Here is a 12,445-nt window from a genome sequence, read left to right on the forward strand (position 1 = left end):
TGTTACTTCTCCTCGGTGGTACGGGCGGAGCTGAGGGCGGGCTCGTTCCCGCCGAGCAGCAGGTACAGGACGGCCATGCGGATCGACACGCCGTTCTTCACCTGTTCGACGGCGGTGCAGCGGTCGGAGTCGGCGACCTCGGCGGTGATCTCCATGCCGCGGACCATAGGACCGGGGTGCATCACTATGGCGTCCTCGGGCATACGCGCCATGCGGTCGCCGTCGAGCCCGTAGCGGCGCGCGTACTCACGCTCGGTCGGGAAGAACGCGGCGTTCATGCGCTCGCGCTGGACGCGCAGCATCATCACCGCGTCGGACTTGGGCAGCGTGCTGTCGAGGTCGTAGGAGACCTCGCAGGGCCAGGAGCCGACGCCGACCGGCAGCAGGGTCGGCGGGGCGACGAGGGTGACCTCGGCGCCGAGGGTGTGCAGCAGGTCGACGTTGGAGCGGGCGACCCGGCTGTGCAGGACGTCGCCGACGATGGTGATGCGTTTGCCGGCCAGGTCGCGGCCCCGGCCGGCGTCCGGCCCGATCAGGCGGCGGCGCATGGTGAAGGCGTCGAGCAGCGCCTGGGTCGGGTGCTGGTGGGTGCCGTCCCCGGCGTTGATGACGGCGGCGTCGATCCAGCCGGAGGTGGCCAGCCGGTAGGGGGCGCCGGAGGCGCCGTGCCGGATGACGACGGCGTCGACTCCCATGGCCTCCAGGGTCTGGGCGGTGTCCTTGAGGGACTCCCCCTTGGAGACGCTGGATCCCTTCGCGGTGAAGTTGATCACGTCTGCCGACAGCCGCTTCTCGGCGGCCTCGAAGGAGATCCGGGTACGGGTGGAGTCCTCGAAGAAGAGGTTGACCACGGTGCGGCCGCGCAGGGTCGGCAGCTTCTTGATCGGCCGGTCCGCGACCCGGGCCATCTCCTCGGCGGTGTCGAGGATCAGGACGGCGTCGTCGCGGGTGAGGTCGGCGGCCGAGATGAGATGACGCTGCATCTTTCAGGCTCCGTAAGGCAGTTCAATCGGGAGGATTCGGGCATACAGGCGCGTATGCGAGCGCACTCGCGGGGCGTACGGGGATGACGTACGCCGGAGTGCTACAGCTGCGCGCCCGGGGCGGCCTGCTTCACACCGAGCAGCACGGTGTCGCGACCGTCCTCCTCGGCGAGCAGCACCTTGACCGTCTCCCGCAGCGACGTGGGGAGGTTCTTGCCGACGTAGTCGGCGCGGATCGGGAGTTCCCGGTGGCCGCGGTCGACCAGGACCGCGAGCTGCACCGCGCGGGGTCGCCCGATGTCGTTGAGGGCATCGAGGGCGGCACGGATGGTGCGGCCGGAGAAGAGCACGTCGTCGACGAGGACGACGAGGCGGCCGTCGATGCCGTCACCGGGGATCTCGGTGCGGGCCAGCGCACGCGGCGGGTGCATGCGCAGGTCGTCGCGGTACATGGTGATGTCGAGCGAGCCGACCGGGATCGTGCGGCCGGTGACCTGCTCCAGCTTGTCGGCGAGCCTTCGGGCGAGGAAGACACCCCGCGTCGGAATGCCGAGGAGGACCACGTCCTCGGCTCCTCTGGCGCGCTCGACGATCTCGTGCGCGATGCGGGTCAACACCCGCGCGATGTCAGGGCCTTCGAGGACTGGGCGGGCATCGGAATGCTGCGTGTCCATACGAAACGGACCTCCTTCTCCGCCTCACGGGACGGACCTTAAAGGACGTCGAAATTGCGCCATACACGCTACCAGGTCACCGGTCGCGCCCGTTCACCCCCCTGGCGTCATCCATCACCCGGATGGCGGCATCGGGGCCCGCCTACCACGGAAGGGTCGGTCCGGACCATTCGGCTTGACGGGAAAGAGTCACGCTGCGTAACCTCACAGTGAGTCACCAGCCGCGCGGCTGTGCCGCACGCCGACACCGTGTCCGGGGAGCTATATGTCCAGCGAATACGCCAAACAGCTCGGGGCCAAGCTCCGGGCGATCCGCACCCAGCAGGGCCTTTCCCTCCACGGTGTGGAAGAGAAGTCCCAGGGACGCTGGAAGGCGGTCGTGGTCGGTTCGTACGAGCGCGGCGACCGCGCCGTCACCGTGCAGCGTCTCGCCGAGCTGGCGGATTTCTACGGGGTCCCGGTGCAGGAGCTGCTGCCCGGCACCACGCCCGGGGGCGCCGCCGAGCCGCCGCCGAAGCTGGTCCTCGACCTGGAGCGTCTGGCCAACGTGCCGGCGGAGAAGGCAGGCCCTCTCCAGCGGTACGCGGCGACGATCCAGTCCCAGCGCGGCGACTACAACGGCAAGGTGCTGTCGATCCGCCAGGACGACCTGCGCACGCTCGCGGTCATCTACGACCAGTCGCCCTCGGTCCTGACCGAGCAGCTGATCAGCTGGGGCGTGCTGGACGCCGACGCGCGTCGTGCCGTAGCCCACGAGGAGAGCTGACCGCTCCGCCTTGCAGAAACGTGCCGCCGGGGTGGCCGGGACCGTGTGGTCCGGGCCACCCCGGCGGCGTTGTGAGGGGCCCTGGAGGGTCTCGGACCGCCTCGGGCAGGGGTTTGGTCCAGAGGTGTCGCAGCAGGTCTCAGACGGGCCCGGGGAAAGCGCCGGAGGGGCCCGCAGCGTGGTGCTGTGGGCCCCTCCGGCGCATTCCGTGGGCTGTCTTGCCTTGTCGGAGCCTCTCAGGCCTCGTCGCGGCGCAGGGACGGCTTGAGGTCCTTGAGCCGGCCGAGCAGACCGTTGACGAACGAGGGCGACTCGTCCGTGGAGAACTCCTTGGCGAGCTGCACCATCTCGTCCAGCACCACGGCGTCGGGAGTCTCGTCGACCCAGATCAGCTCGTAGGCGCCGAGGCGCAGGATGTTGCGGTCGACCACCGGCATCCGGTCGAGCGTCCAGTCGACCGCGTACTGCCCGATCAGCTCGTCGATGCGCCGCGCGTGTTCCGCGTAGCCCTCGACCAGCTGCATCGTGTACTCGCTCACCGGTGGCTGCCGGGTGTCGCTCCGCGAGTGCCGGATCCAGTCACCGAGGACCGTGAGGACGTCTGCCCCGCGCTGGTCCCCCTCGAACAGGATCTGGAAGGCGCGCTTGCGGGCCGTGTTACGGGCAGCCACGGTTAGCTGTTCACCCGGCCGAGGTAGTCGCTGGTACGGGTGTCGACCTTGATCTTCTCACCGGTGGTGATGAAGAGCGGGACCTGGATCTGGTGGCCGGTCTCCAGCGTGGCGGGCTTGGTGCCGCCGGTGGAGCGGTCGCCCTGGACGCCCGGCTCGGTCTCGGCGATGACCAGCTCGACGGCGGCGGGAAGCTCGACGAAGAGCACCTCGCCCTCGTGCTGGGCGACGACGGCGGTGAAGCCCTCGATGAGGAAGTTCGCGGAGTCACCGACGGCCTTCGGGTCGATGTGCAGCTGGTCGTACGTCTCCATGTCCATGAAGACGAAGTAGTCGCCGTCCTTGTACGAGAACTGCATGTCGCGCTTGTCGACGGTGGCCGTTTCGACCTTGACACCGGCGTTGAACGTCTTGTCGACGACCTTGCCGGAGAGCACGTTCTTGAGCTTGGTGCGCACGAAGGCCGGGCCCTTGCCGGGCTTGACGTGCTGGAACTCGACGACGGACCAGAGCTGGCCGCCTTCGAGCTTGAGCACCATGCCGTTCTTGAGGTCGTTCGTGGAAGCCACGGTTGCGGAATCTCCTGGACTGACGTACGACCACGGGGCACGCGCCGAGCGGCGCCGGGGAAGGACGGGTGCGTGCCTGTACTTCCCTGGGATCGCCTAGAGCGCGAGCAGCTCCTTGGTCGTGATGGTGAGTAGCTCGGGTCCGCCGTCCGCCTCGGGGCGCACGACGAGCGTGTCATCGATCCGGACACCGCCCCGGCCGGGGAGGTGGACCCCCGGTTCGACGGTGACCGGCACGCAGGCGTCCAGTTTACCCATGGCGGCGGGGGCCAACTGCGGGTCCTCGTCGATTTCGAGCCCCACGCCGTGACCGGTGAGGGGTGCGAGGCCTCCGCCGTACCCTGCCGAGTCCAGCACATGGCGGGCGGCGCGGTCCACGTCCCGGTACGCGGCACCGGGCATCAGCGCCTGCCGTCCGGCGCGCTGAGCGGCGAAGACAAGATCGTACAGCTCGATCTGCCAGTCGGCGGGAGAGGTGCCGATGACGAACGTCCGGCCGATCTCACAGCGGTAGCCACGGTAGGTGGCCCCCAGGCAGACGGAGAGAAAGTCGCCCTCCTCCACCCTCCGGTCGGTGGGTCGGTGACCGCGGCGGCCGGAATTGGGGCCGGTGGCCACGGAGGTGATGAAGGCGGGACCGTCGGCACCGTGGTCGACGAGGCGGCGCTCCAGCTCGAGGGCGAGATGGCGTTCGGTACGGCCCACGAGGATCGATTCGAGCAGCTCGCTCAGGGCCTGGTCGACGATCTCCGCGCCGATCCGCAGGAGGGCGATCTCCTCCTCGTCCTTGACGACCCTCAGCTGCTCGACCGCGCTGCCGAGGTCCGAGAGCCGCAGGCGGGGGGCGACGGACTGGAGCGCGCGGTGGCGGGCCACCGTGAGGTGGTGCTCCTCGACGGCGAGGGAGTCCGCACCCTGCCCGGCGGCCAGATCGGCCGCCGCGACGGCGGTGTCGCCGGCGGGGACCGGAAGCGCGTGCAGCCGCAGTGCCTCGTCCGGGCGGCCGTCCGCGAGCTCGTCGTCCGGGGGGCCCGCGCACACCAGGACGTCCTGGTCGATGCCCAGCAGCAGCACCGCGCCCTTGGGCGCGGCTCCCGCGAGATAGCGGACGTTGGCGGGGAGGGAGATCAGCGCGGATGCGCTGCCGCTCGCGTTGCAGCGATCCCTCAGTCGCTCACGGCGGGCCGCGTACACCTCTGACATGAGCCGAGCCTACGAGTGTCCGGCGGATGTCGCTGGTTCAGAGGGCCGGACGGGCGTCCGGGGATTTGTGGCGCGCGGCGGCTGGGTGGGGGGCCGCTTCGTGCGGGGTGTGTGCCGGTCGTCGGGCGCGGGTGCGTCGTGGGTTTTTGCGCAGTTCCCCGCGCCCCTAGCGGGCCGTGCCGGTGCGTCGTCGGGCGCGGGTGCGTCGTGGGATTTTGCGCAGTTCCCCGCGCCCCCAGCGGGCCGTGCCCGTGCGTCGTCGGGCGCGGGTGCGTCGTGGGATTTTGCGCAGTTCCCCGCGCCCCTAGCGGGCCGTGCCCGTGCATCGTCCGCCGCGCGTGCGTCGTGGGGATTTGCGCAGTTCCCCGCGCCCCTGTCTGTCTGTGCCGGGGGTGTCGGAGCTTTTCGGTTACCAGGTCAGGGGGGTTGCCAAGGCGTGGGACAGGGCCTTGTCCAGGGCTTGGGCTGTGGTGGGTATGTCCAGCTGTGAGTTGTCGATGATCGGCAGGCCCGAGCCGTACCAGCCGGCCATGCGGCCGTGGATACGGGCTACCTCCTCGTCGGTGAGGCGGCGGTTGCCGGTGCGTTCCGCGTTGCGCTCCAGGACGACCTCCAGGCCGGGGAGGAGCACGACCGGCAGCAGGCCTGGGCCCACATGGCGCTTCCAGCCGCCGAGGCCGACGACCGGGCGGTCCGGGAAGACCGCGTCGTCCAGGATGCACGAGATGCCGTTGGCCAGGAAGTTGCGGGCGGCGAAGCCGCAGGTGCGACGGGCGAGACGGTACTGCGCCTCCGAGTTGTCGTTCCAGCCCGACTGCGGATCGGCGAAGCCCGAACGCACCCATTCGCGCACGTCGTCCAGGCTGATGTGGGCCGTGGGGACCCGGCGGTGGTCGGCCCAGTACTTGGCCACGCTGGTCTTGCCCGCGCCTGCCGGGCCGATGAGCAGCACGGCGAGTGTGGCGGACGAGGGGTCGGGCGTGCCCGGGGCGGGCGGGGCACTGGGCATGCCGACCGGACCGCCGGGTGGCAGGAGGACATGACCTGTGCTCTCAGCCGCCGGTGGCATGGGCGGGTGGGGCGGCGGGACCTGGGGGTGCGGTACGCCGGGGGGTACCGGGTGGTGTGCGGCCGACCAGGGGCTCGCCGGTCCATGCCCCGGCTGATGGGGCGGCGGCAGCGGTCCTCCCACTGCGTGCTGCATCCGGTGCCACTCCGTCTCGTCTGTCTGTGCTCGAGGCGCCTGGTGCCGCGACCGTGTCGTGTCTCCCGAACGGTACCGTCCCCGGCCGCCGTTGTGTGAACGGCCGGGGACGGCCTCAAGTGCCCGGAAGGCGGGGCTACTCGCCCACTTCTCCGTACGCGGCGAGCAGAACCGCCGGATCGGGACCTTCCAGCACGGTGGGCTTGGCCAGGCCGTCCAGGACGATGAAGCGCAGCAGGTCGCCGCGGGACTTCTTGTCGACCCGCATCGCCTCCAGAAGCTTGGGCCACTGGTCGTAGCGGTAGTGCAGCGGAAGGCCCACGGATTCCAGGACCGTGCGGTGGCGGTCGGCGGTGGCGTCGTCCAGGCGGCCCGCCAGGCGGCCGAGTTCGGCGGCGAAGTGCATACCGACGGCGACGGCGGCGCCGTGCCGCCACTTGTACCGCTCGTTCTTCTCGATCGCGTGGCCGAGCGTGTGACCGTAGTTGAGGATCTCGCGCAGGCCCGACTCCTTCAGGTCCGACGAGACCACCTCGGCCTTGACCTTGATGGAGCGTTCGATCAGCTCGGCGGTGTGCGGTCCGGCCGGAGTCCGGGCCGCCTGCGGGTCCTCCTCGATCAGGTCCAGGATCACCGGGTCGGCGATGAACCCGGCCTTGATCACCTCTGCGAGCCCGGAGACGTAGTCGTTGACCGGCAGGGAGTCCAGCGCGGCGAGGTCGCACAGCACGCCTACGGGCGGGTGGAATGCCCCCACCAGGTTCTTGCCCTCGGCGGTGTTGATACCGGTCTTGCCGCCGACCGCGGCGTCCACCATGGCGAGCACGGTGGTCGGGATCGCGATCCAGCGCACCCCGCGCAGCCAGGTCGCGGCCACGAACCCGGCCAGATCGGTGGTCGCGCCGCCGCCGACACCGACGAGGACGTCGGTGCGCGTGAAGCCGGACTGGCCGAGCGCCTTCCAGCAGTAGGCGGCGACCTCGGCGGTCTTGGCCTCCTCGGCGTTCGGCACCTGGATGGCGATGGCCTCGTAGCCCTGCTCGGCCAGGTCGGCGCGCAGCGCGTCACCGGTCTCCGCGAGCGCCTCGGGATGGATGACCGCGACCCGCTTGGCCTTGTCCCCGATCAGCCCGGCCAGTTCGCCGAGCAGCCGACGGCCGATCAGGACCTCGTACGGGTCGCTGCCCGCGCTGCCGCCGACCTGGATCCGGGTCACTGCCTCGCTCATGCTTCCTTCAACTCCAGTGCGTCCAGTGCGGCTTGGCCGACCTCGTCGGGGCTCCGGCCGTCCGTCGCCACGACGGCCGTCGCGACCTCCTCGTACAGATGGCGCCGGGCTTCCATCAGCTCGCGCCACTGCCGGCGCGGGTTGACCGCGAGCAGCGGGCGTGCGGCGCCCAGACCGGTCCGCTTGACCGCTTCCTCCACGTCCATCGACAGATAGACGACGCGCTGCCCGGCGAGCAGGGCGCGGGTCTCCCCGTCGAGGATCGCGCCGCCGCCGAGGGCGAGGACGCCCTGGTGCTCGGCGAGGGCCCGGTGCACCGCCTCCTTCTCCAGGGCGCGGAAGACCGGCTCCCCGTCCTCCACGAAGATGTCGGCGATGGAGCGGCCCTGGTCGGCCACGATGTCCTCGTCGGTGTCCCGGTATTCCACTCCGAGCCGGTCGGCCAGCAGTTGCCCGACGGTGGACTTGCCCACGCCCATCGGGCCCACCAGGACCACCAGCGGCCCGCTCATCGGATCGCCAGGTTCTCGAGGTAGGAGCGCACGTTGCGGCGGGTCTCGGGCACGCTGTCGCCGCCGAACTTCTCCGCCACGGCGTCCGCGAGGACCAGGGCCACCATCGCCTCGGCCACGATGCCGGCCGCCGGGACCGCGCACACGTCCGACCGCTGGTGGTGCGCCTGGGTCGTCTCGCCGGTGGACACGTCGACCGTCTGCAGCGCCCGCGGCACGGTGGCGATCGGCTTCATCGCCGCCCGCACGCGCAGCAGCTCGCCCGTCGACAGACCGCCCTCCGTGCCGCCCGAGCGGCCGGAGGCGCGCCGGATGCCTTCATCGGTGCTGACGATCTCGTCGTGCGCCCTGGAGCCCGGCACGCGCGCCAGTTCGAAGCCGTCGCCGACCTCGACGCCTTTGATCGCCTGGATGCCCATCAGCGCGGCCGCAAGCCGGGCGTCCAGCCGCCGGTCCCAGTGCACATGCGATCCGAGGCCCACCGGAACGCCGTACGCCAGGACCTCGACCACGCCGCCCAGGGTGTCGCCGTCCTTGTGCGCCTGGTCGATCTCCGCGACCATCGCCTTCGACGCGTCCGCGTCCAGGCACCGCACCGGGTCCGCGTCCAGCCGCTCCACGTCGTCGGGGGTGGGGTAGACGCCGTACGGCGCCTTCGCCGACGCCAGCTCCACCACGTGCGAGACGATCTCGATGCCCGCGGTCTCCTTCAGGTACGACCGCGCCACCGCGCCCAGCGCCACCCGCGCCGCCGTCTCCCGGGCCGATGCGCGCTCCAGGATCGGCCGCGCCTCGTCGAACCCGTACTTCTGCATCCCCGCCAGGTCGGCGTGGCCCGGCCGGGGCCGGGTGAGCGGTGCGTTACGGGCGAGCCCGGCGAGGGTCTCCTCGTCCACCGGGTCGGCCGACATGACCTGCTCCCACTTCGGCCACTCGGTGTTGCCCACCATGACCGCCACCGGCGAGCCGAGCGTCAGACCGTGCCGGACGCCTCCGAGGAAGGTGACCTCGTCCCGCTCGAACTTCATCCGCGCACCGCGCCCATAACCCAGCCGCCGCCGCGCCAGGTGGTCCGCCACCATCTCAGTGGTGATGGGCACGCCGGCGGGAAGGCCCTCCAGCGTCGCGACAAGTGCGGGACCGTGGGACTCCCCCGCGGTCAGCCAGCGCAACCTGCTCAACGGTGCTCCTCACTGCTTCGCGCTCTGGTACTGCCCTGCGTACGCGTGTCCTCGCGTACGGCGACGGCGCGACCAGTGCGCGGTCCCGGCCCGCCACCTCAGATCCTCCCACGTCCCGCGGGCGCAGCCGGTCGCCGGTCCATAAGACGGACGCGGACAGGGCTGCGCCGGGCCGCCGGAGTTCAGTTCCCGCGGGCCGCCAGGGCGTGCTCCCCCGCCTTGCGCATCGCGTCCAGCGGGGCCGGGCCGATGCCCGTCATCCGCTCGACCTGGAGCACGGCCTGGTGCACCAGCAGGTCGAGGCCGCCGACGACGGCGCCGCCGTACATCGACCAGCGAGCGGCCAGCGGGGTGGGCCAGGGGTCGTACAGCACGTCGAAGAGGGTCGCGGGGCTCTCGGGGACCACGGCGGCCAGTACGTCCGTCGTCCCGGCCGGTGTGGTGGCCACGACGAGGGGGGCGCGCAGCGCGCGCTCGGCGTCCGACCAGTCGGCGGTGCGGACGTCCACGTCGAGCCGTTCGCCCCACTGCCGCATCTCGGCGGCCCGCGCCTCGCTGCGGACGTAGGCGACGACCTCCCCGGTGCAGATCCGGGCGAGTGCCGCCAGCGCCGAGGACGCGGTGGCGCCCGCGCCGAGGATCGCGGCGGAGTCGATCTGCTCGATGCCGCGCTCGCGCAGCGCGGCGACCATCCCGGGGATGTCGGTGTTGTCCCCCAGGCGTCTGCCGTCCTCGGTGAACACGACGGTGTTCACGGCCTCCACCGAGGCGGCGGTGTCGCTGACCGAGTCGAGCAGCGGGATGACGGCCCGCTTGAGCGGCATGGTCAGCGACAGCCCGGCCCATTCGGGCCCGAGCCGCTCCACGAAGGCGGGCAGCGCCTCCTCGTCGACCTCGAAGCTGTCGTACGACCAGTGCTTCAGCCCCAGCGCGTCATACGCGGCGCGGTGCAGCACCGGGGAGAGGGAGTGCCCGATCGGGGAGCCGAGGACGGCGGCCCGGCGCTTGCTGACGGTGCCCGTCATTGACCCTTCTTCTGCTCTTCGAGGTACTTCTCCCGGTTGCGGTTCTGTTCCGCGTTGGTCTCCGCGAAGAGCGTCTCGTTCTCGTTGATCGAGACGAAGTAGTACCAGTTCCCCTTGGCGGGATCGAGCGCCGCCTTGATCGCGACCTCACCGGGGTTGTCGATCGGTCCGGGCGGCAGGCCCTGTATGCGGTAGGTGTTGTACGGGTCGTCGATCTGCCGCAGCGCGTTGACGGAACCCGTGTCGAGCTTGGACTGGCCGCGCAGGTAGTTGACCGTCGAGTCGAAGTCGAGCCGTCCGTTGGTCTCGGTGTTGTTCGGCTTGAGCCGGTTGTACACGACGGTGGCGACCTTCTCGAAGTCGTGCTTGTACTTGCCCTCGGCCTGGACGAGGCTCGCCACGGTCAGGACCTGGAGCGGATTCTGCAGGTTGAGGCTCTGTGCCTTGGCCTGGATGCCGTATTCCGCGTACTTCTGCTTGGACATGTCGACCATCTGCTTGAGGACGGTCTCGGGCTTCATGCCCTTGGCGACCGCATAGCTGGACGGGTAGAGGAACCCTTCCAGCGGGTCCTTGATGTCCTTGCCGGTGTCTGCCCAATCGGGCAGGCCGAAGGACTTCCAGTCCTTCTGGGCGATGGTCTTGGTGGTGCCCGCCTTGAGCTTCAGACGGTCGTCGATCGCCGAGTAGATTCTGGTGTTGCGCCACCCCTCCGCGATGATCAGGTTGTCCTTGCTCGCCGGGCTGAGCATCAGCTCGACGGCGGACGCCGCGGACATCTGCTTGTGCAGCGTGTAGGTGCCCGCCTGGAGGGCCTTGCCCTTCGGGTTCTGCTCCTGCGCGGACACGAACGCGCGGACGCTCTTGACGACACCGGCCTGCTCCAGCATCTGCCCGATGACGGAACCGGTGGCACCCTTCGGGATGGTGACGGTGACCTGCTCGCTGTTCCCCGAACCCGCGTAGTCGGGGGCCGGGCCGAAACGATTTTCGTAATACTGGTAGCCGAAATATCCGGCTCCGCCGATGCCGCCGACCATGACCAGGGCGACCACCAGGCAGGCGCATCCGTTGCGGCGCTTCTTGCCCTTGCCCCCACGGCCCCGCCGTTCGCCGTCGCCGCCCTCGAACTCGTCGTCGGCGTCATCGCCGCCCTCGCCCGCGAAGAAGGCATGCTCGCCCTGGTCGGGGCCGGGATCCCAGTCGGTCTCCGGCTCGGGCTCGGCACGGCGCCGGGTCGGCGGCTCGGTCTGTGGATACGCCTCGGGCGCCGGGTAGAGATCGGGCCTCTCACCGCCGTACGTGCCGCCCTGTGCTCCGTACGGGTCCGGCGGGCCCCCGGGGTAGCGCATCTGGCCCTGCGGCCCGCTGCCCCAGCCCGCGTCGCCGTACCCCTGCTGCGGCTGCTGTTGCCCGGGGTACTGCTGGCCGCCTTGCGGGTACTGCTGGCCGCCCTGCGGGTACTGCTGGCCGCCCTGCGGGTACTGCTGGGCACCTTGCGGGTACTGCCGGCCGTTCTGGGGCTGCCCCTGCGGGTACTGCGGGCCCTGGCCCGGATACTGCTGGACGCCCTGGTGGTTCTGGCCGTAGTGGTTCTGGTCGTACGCGCCCTGCTGAGCGTGCTCGCCGCCCCAGCCGCCGTAGTGCTGCTGCTGCGGCTGCTGGGGGTAGTGCTGCGGCTGCGCACCGTGAGGTGACTGGGCCGCCCCGGGCTGCTGACCTCTCCATCCGACGTCCCCGTACAACGGGTCCTCCGGATGCCACGGTTCGGAGCCTTGGCCCCGGCCATACTCAGTCATCGATCCCCTAGAGCCGCGAGGCGGCGAATGCCGGCGTCGGTGGCCCGGCCTGCGTTCCGCCTCTTTTGCTGTGCGTCAGCTGTTCGAAACAGCGATCGCACCGCGCGGAACGTTACCGTATCGCGATCAGATGACCACTTCGACGCCCTCGCCGGGAGATTTCCCTGACACTCGCTCGGATTCCAGCGCCTGCTGAAGGATCACAACGGCCGCGGCCTGGTCGATCACCGAGCGGCCCTTCTTGGATTTCACGCCCGAGGCGCGCAGTCCCTGGCTGGCCGTCACCGTGGTCATCCGCTCGTCCACGAGCCTGACCGGAACGGGCGCGATCGAACGGGCGAGCTCCTGGGCGAAGCCGCGGACCTTGACCGCGGCGGGGCCCTCGCCCCCCTTGAGGGAGCGAGGGAGCCCGACGACGACCTCGATCGGCTCGTACTCCTCGACGAGCTGCTTCAGCCTGCGCTGGGCCGCCGGGACGTCCCGTCCCGGGACCGTCTCCACCGGAGTGGCGAGGATCCCGTCGGGGTCGCACGAGGCGACCCCGATCCGGGCGTCACCGACGTCGATCGCGAGCCGGCGTCCTCTTCTCATGCTCCTGGCCTCACGCTCGTGGCCTCATGTTCGTGAGCT

The 12,445-nt window shown here is 70.6% G+C and carries 13 protein-coding genes; 1 reads left to right on the forward strand and 12 read right to left on the reverse strand.

Annotated elements, in window-relative coordinates; translation table 11 throughout:
- Nucleotides 1-2: 2 nt before the first annotated feature.
- A complete protein-coding gene (locus ABZ845_RS10870) occupies nucleotides 3-983 on the reverse strand; it encodes an aspartate carbamoyltransferase catalytic subunit (RefSeq protein ID WP_360976108.1) in 981 nt (326 codons plus the stop codon).
- A gap of 101 nt (nucleotides 984-1,084) precedes the next feature.
- The gene (pyrR, locus tag ABZ845_RS10875; RefSeq protein ID WP_360976111.1) at nucleotides 1,085-1,657 is read right to left on the reverse strand and encodes a bifunctional pyr operon transcriptional regulator/uracil phosphoribosyltransferase PyrR; all 573 of its coding nucleotides are present in this window, start codon (nucleotides 1,655-1,657) and stop codon (nucleotides 1,085-1,087) included.
- 265 nt (nucleotides 1,658-1,922) lie between these two features.
- On the opposite strand from pyrR, the gene bldD reads away from it, so the two are divergent.
- Nucleotides 1,923-2,423: a transcriptional regulator BldD gene (gene bldD / locus ABZ845_RS10880; RefSeq protein ID WP_360976114.1), complete on the forward strand. Its 501-nt coding sequence runs from the start codon at nucleotides 1,923-1,925 to the stop codon at nucleotides 2,421-2,423.
- A 236-nt stretch (nucleotides 2,424-2,659) separates the two neighbouring features.
- Here bldD and nusB read toward each other — a convergent pair whose 3' ends face one another.
- The 10 genes from nusB to ruvX all read right to left on the reverse strand — a co-directional run bounded on the left by nusB (nucleotide 2,660) and on the right by ruvX (nucleotide 12,406).
- Nucleotides 2,660-3,094: a transcription antitermination factor NusB gene (gene nusB / locus ABZ845_RS10885; RefSeq protein WP_360976117.1), complete on the reverse strand. Its 435-nt coding sequence runs from the start codon at nucleotides 3,092-3,094 to the stop codon at nucleotides 2,660-2,662.
- Nucleotides 3,095-3,096: 2 nt separating this feature from the next.
- The gene (efp, locus tag ABZ845_RS10890) at nucleotides 3,097-3,663 is read right to left on the reverse strand and encodes an elongation factor P (RefSeq protein WP_360976120.1); all 567 of its coding nucleotides are present in this window, start codon (nucleotides 3,661-3,663) and stop codon (nucleotides 3,097-3,099) included.
- Between the two features lie 96 nt (nucleotides 3,664-3,759).
- The gene (locus tag ABZ845_RS10895; protein ID WP_360976123.1) at nucleotides 3,760-4,866 is read right to left on the reverse strand and encodes an aminopeptidase P family protein; all 1,107 of its coding nucleotides are present in this window, start codon (nucleotides 4,864-4,866) and stop codon (nucleotides 3,760-3,762) included.
- Between the two features lie 409 nt (nucleotides 4,867-5,275).
- Nucleotides 5,276-6,070, reverse strand: a complete 795-nt coding sequence (locus tag ABZ845_RS10900; RefSeq protein WP_360976125.1) for an AAA family ATPase — start codon at nucleotides 6,068-6,070, stop codon at nucleotides 5,276-5,278.
- 136 nt (nucleotides 6,071-6,206) lie between these two features.
- Nucleotides 6,207-7,298 carry a 3-dehydroquinate synthase gene (gene aroB, locus ABZ845_RS10905; RefSeq protein ID WP_360976127.1) on the reverse strand — a complete coding sequence of 364 codons (1,092 nt, stop codon included), beginning with the start codon at nucleotides 7,296-7,298 and terminating at the stop codon, nucleotides 6,207-6,209.
- Nucleotides 7,295-7,810, reverse strand: coding sequence for a shikimate kinase (locus ABZ845_RS10910; protein ID WP_360976130.1), 516 nt, complete (start codon nucleotides 7,808-7,810; stop codon nucleotides 7,295-7,297). The genes aroB and ABZ845_RS10910 overlap by 4 nt, the downstream gene beginning before the upstream one ends.
- Entirely contained in the window at nucleotides 7,807-8,991 is a 1,185-nt protein-coding gene (gene aroC, locus ABZ845_RS10915; RefSeq protein WP_360976133.1) for a chorismate synthase, read from the reverse strand. The genes ABZ845_RS10910 and aroC overlap by 4 nt, the downstream gene beginning before the upstream one ends.
- Nucleotides 8,992-9,173: 182 nt before the next feature.
- On the reverse strand, nucleotides 9,174-10,016 hold the full coding sequence (locus tag ABZ845_RS10920) for a shikimate dehydrogenase (protein WP_360976136.1): 843 nt from the start codon (nucleotides 10,014-10,016) through the stop codon (nucleotides 9,174-9,176).
- On the reverse strand, nucleotides 10,013-11,815 hold the full coding sequence (mltG, locus tag ABZ845_RS10925) for an endolytic transglycosylase MltG (RefSeq protein WP_360976139.1): 1,803 nt from the start codon (nucleotides 11,813-11,815) through the stop codon (nucleotides 10,013-10,015). Before mltG ends, ABZ845_RS10920 begins: the two co-directional genes overlap by 4 nt.
- 126 nt (nucleotides 11,816-11,941) lie before the next feature.
- Nucleotides 11,942-12,406, reverse strand: coding sequence for a Holliday junction resolvase RuvX (gene ruvX, locus ABZ845_RS10930; protein ID WP_360976142.1), 465 nt, complete (start codon nucleotides 12,404-12,406; stop codon nucleotides 11,942-11,944).
- Nucleotides 12,407-12,445 lie beyond the last annotated feature (39 nt).

Source organism: Streptomyces sp. NPDC047022 (genome assembly GCF_040644155.1).
Lineage (GTDB): Bacteria > Actinomycetota > Actinomycetes > Streptomycetales > Streptomycetaceae > Streptomyces.

Bases quoted from the DNA above. Each gene is read 5' to 3' on its own strand.
- ABZ845_RS10870 (WP_360976108.1), bottom strand. From the start codon at position 983: ATGCAGCGTCATCTCATCTCGGCCGCCGACCTCACCCGCGACGACGCC.
- pyrR (WP_360976111.1), bottom strand. From the start codon at position 1,657: ATGGACACGCAGCATTCCGATGCCCGCCCAGTCCTCGAAGGCCCTGAC.
- bldD (WP_360976114.1), top strand. From the start codon at position 1,923: ATGTCCAGCGAATACGCCAAACAGCTCGGGGCCAAGCTCCGGGCGATC.
- ABZ845_RS10895 (WP_360976123.1), bottom strand. From the start codon at position 4,866: ATGTCAGAGGTGTACGCGGCCCGCCGTGAGCGACTGAGGGATCGCTGC.
- ABZ845_RS10900 (WP_360976125.1), bottom strand. From the start codon at position 6,070: ATGCAGCACGCAGTGGGAGGACCGCTGCCGCCGCCCCATCAGCCGGGG.
- aroB (WP_360976127.1), bottom strand. From the start codon at position 7,298: ATGAGCGAGGCAGTGACCCGGATCCAGGTCGGCGGCAGCGCGGGCAGC.
- ABZ845_RS10910 (WP_360976130.1), bottom strand. From the start codon at position 7,810: ATGAGCGGGCCGCTGGTGGTCCTGGTGGGCCCGATGGGCGTGGGCAAG.
- ABZ845_RS10920 (WP_360976136.1), bottom strand. From the start codon at position 10,016: ATGACGGGCACCGTCAGCAAGCGCCGGGCCGCCGTCCTCGGCTCCCCG.
- mltG (WP_360976139.1), bottom strand. From the start codon at position 11,815: ATGACTGAGTATGGCCGGGGCCAAGGCTCCGAACCGTGGCATCCGGAG.
- ruvX (WP_360976142.1), bottom strand. From the start codon at position 12,406: ATGAGAAGAGGACGCCGGCTCGCGATCGACGTCGGTGACGCCCGGATC.